2 protein-coding genes are annotated in these 3126 nt (G+C 67.9%); both read left to right on the forward strand.

The window, feature by feature from the left end; all coding sequences use genetic code 11:
* Nucleotides 1–307 precede the first annotated feature (307 nt).
* Entirely contained in the window at nt 308–1981 is a 1674-nt protein-coding gene (locus L995_RS19395; RefSeq protein ID WP_043789191.1) for a TIGR04028 family ABC transporter substrate-binding protein, read from the forward strand.
* Between the two features lie 28 nt (nt 1982–2009).
* Nucleotides 2010–2957, forward strand: coding sequence for an ABC transporter permease (locus tag L995_RS19400; protein ID WP_047473056.1), 948 nt, complete (start codon nt 2010–2012; stop codon nt 2955–2957).
* Nucleotides 2958–3126: the final 169 nt, after the last annotated feature.

The raw sequence follows: 3126 nt of genomic DNA on the forward strand, positions 1-3126 counted from the left end.
CCGCGTGGCGAGCACGGCGGCGCGCTTTTCGGCGAGGTATTCGTTGAGATGGCTCATGGACGGGCTTTCGGTGAAGGAAGTACCAGCCCATTGTTGGGACCGCCGCATGCGCGGCAAACAAACGAATCCGTCTGCGCTTATGCACTGGGCAGATATGCGGGGCCCCATCCCTTAGTCGTTTTCCAAATAACGATGCAACTCGATATATGAACGCAAATATTTGCCATCGATAGCATGAAAAACATGGAGCCGGTCCTGTGGCCGGCAGTCTTGTTTTTCAGCGCCCCAGCGGCGGCGAGGTACGAACGTGTTTTCCCAATCGAAGGCGGGTCAGGCGGCATGGAAGGCCGCGATAGCGGTATTGGCGGGCAGCAGCCTGCTGCTGGCGGCGTGCTCCAGGCAGGCCGATACGGCCCAGGCGGGCGCGGCTGCTGGCCCCGTGGAAGGCGGCACCCTGGTCTACCTGGAGCAGCAGGCCCATACCAACCTCTATCCGCCGGCCGGGGGCTTCTATCCCAATGGCGGCGTGCTCAACCAGATCACCGACAAGCTGACCTACCAGGACCCGAAGACGCTGGAGATCCAGCCCTGGATCGCCGAGTCCTGGACCGTGAATGCCGACGCCACCGAGTACCGCTTCAAGCTGCGGCCCGGCGTCACCTTCTCCGACGGCACGCCGCTGGACGCAGCGGCCGTGGCGCGCAACTTCGACACCTACGGCCTGGGCAACAAGGCGCTCAAGCAGCCCGTGTCCGAGGTGATCAACAACTACGAGCGCAGCGAAGTGGTCGACCCACTGACGGTGAAGTTCTTCTTCAGGAAGCCTTCGCCGGGCTTCCTGCAGGGCACCTCGGTGATCGGTTCGGGCCTGGTCTCGCCGGCCACGCTGGACCGCCCCTTCGAGGAGCTGGGCGACGCCACGCGCATCATCGGCTCCGGCCCCTTCGTGGTGGCCAGCGAGACGCTGGGCAAGGAGCTGGTGCTCAAGGTGCGCAAGGACTACGCCTGGGGTCCCGCCAAGCTGGCCCACCAGGGCCGCGCGCGGCTGGACGAGGTGAAGTTCATCGTCACGCCCGAGGACAGCGTGCGCATCGGCGCGCTGCTGGCCGGCCAGGCCGGGCTGATCCGCCAGATCCAGGCCTATGACGAAAAGCGCGTCGAGGACCAGAAGTTCAGCATCTACGCCCCGCCCACGCGCGGCGTGAACAACAGCGTGGCCATCCGCCCCGACAACGCCCTGGTGGCCGACCTCAGGGTACGCCAGGCCCTGCTGCATGGCACCAACGCCAAGGAGATCGTGGAGACGCTGTTCTCGCCGCGCTATCCGCAGGCGCGCTCGGTGATTGCCTCCACGGCGGCCGGCTTCGTGGACCTGTCGGCCAAGCTGGCCTATGACGAGGCCAAGGCGAAACAGCTGCTGGACGAGGCCGGCTGGACGCTGGGCGCCAACGGCCTGCGCCAGAAGGACGGCCGCGATTTCGTGCTCTCCACCTACGAGTCCCTGCCCCAGCCGCAGAACAAGGAGACGCTGCAGCTCGTGGCCCAGCAGTGGGCCCGCCTGGGCATCAAGCTCAACGTGCTGTCGGGCGACGCGGGCAGCCGCGCGGTGGACACGCTGGACCCCGACAAGACCGGCGTGCTGCCCGGCATGGTGGGCCGCGCCGATCCCGACGTGATCAAGAGCAACTACTACCCGACCAACCGCAACGTGCTGCTGCAAAAGGGCGGCGTGAGCCAGAAGGTCAAGTCCTTCGAGGACGCCAGGCTCAACGGCCTGTTCGACGCCATCGCGGCCGAGACCGATGCCGCCAGGCGCCTGGCGCTGGCCGGCGAGGTGCAGAACTACCTGATCGACCAGGCCTATGTGATCCCCATCTTCGAGGAACCCCAGGCCTTTGCGGGCGCAGGCTGGGTGCGCGACGTGGGCTTCGAGGCCGTGGGCCGGCCCAGCTTCTACAGCACCTGGCTGGCCAGGCGCTGACCGGATCGCACCCTGAGGAACCGCTCCCATGCCGCGCCGCTATCTGCTCAGCCGCATCGCCCAGGCCGCCCTGGTGCTGTGGGCGGCCTTCACGGTCTCGTTCATCCTGCTGCAGCTGCTGCCGGGCGATGCCGTGCTGATCAAGTTCCTGAACCCCGAGCTGGGCCTGGGCCCGCAGGAGATTGCCGACATCCGCGCCGCCTACGGCTCGGACCAGCCCGTGTGGCAGCAGTACCTGCACACGCTGGGCCAGTTCCTCACGGGCCATTTCGGCTATTCGCTGCAGGCCGGCGTGCCGGTGAGCCAGGGCCTGGCCACCAGCCTGCCGCCCACGCTCAAGCTCGCGGCTCTGGGCTTTGCCGCAGCCGCGCTGCTGGCCGTGGCGCTGGCGGCGGCTGCCAGCCTGGCGCCCTTTGTCTGGCTGCGCAACGCGCTGTATTCGCTGCCCTCGGTCTTTGTCTCGGTACCCGTGTTCTGGCTGGGGATCATGCTGATCCAGGTGGTGTCGTTCCGCCTGGGCTGGATCGCCGTGATCAATCCCGGCCCCTGGGAAGGACTGGTGCTGCCCACGCTGACCCTGGCCGTGCCGATCTCGGCGCCGCTGGCCCAAGTGCTGCTGCGCAATATCGACGCCGTGCTGGCCCAACCCTTCGTGGCCGTGGCACGGGCCAAGGGCGCCTCGCGCCGCTGGGTGCTGCTGCGCCATGTGGCACGCAATGCCCTGCTGCCCACGCTGACCATTGCCGGCGTGCTGTTCGGCGAGCTGCTGGCCGGCGCCGTGGTGACGGAGGCCGTGTTCGGCCTCAATGGCCTGGGCACGCTGACCCAGCAGGCCGTGGGCAACCAGGACACGGCCGTGCTCCAGGCCGTGGTGGTCGTCTCGGCCGCCGCCTTCGTACTCATCAACCTCGCCGTGGACCTGCTGTACCCGCTGCTTGATCCGCGCCTGCGCCATTCCGTGGAGAACCGGCCATGAACACTGCCGTCTCAAGCGCTCTTTCCCCGGCCCTGGATGCCCAGGCCGCGCCCGCCACTCCTACTCCCATTCCCACGGCGCTGCCAGCGCCGTCCCTGGCCCCTGCGCCAGCCGCCCCGCGCCGCAGCTTCGCCTTGCCGGCCCGCCTGCAACCCCTGAAACGACGCGG

Source organism: Delftia sp. ZNC0008, assembly GCF_000799035.1.
GTDB classification, from domain to species: domain Bacteria; phylum Pseudomonadota; class Gammaproteobacteria; order Burkholderiales; family Burkholderiaceae_C; genus Comamonas; species Comamonas tsuruhatensis.

Bases quoted from the DNA above. Each gene is read 5' to 3' on its own strand.
- L995_RS19400 (WP_047473056.1), top strand. From the start codon at position 2,010: ATGCCGCGCCGCTATCTGCTCAGCCGCATCGCCCAGGCCGCCCTGGTG.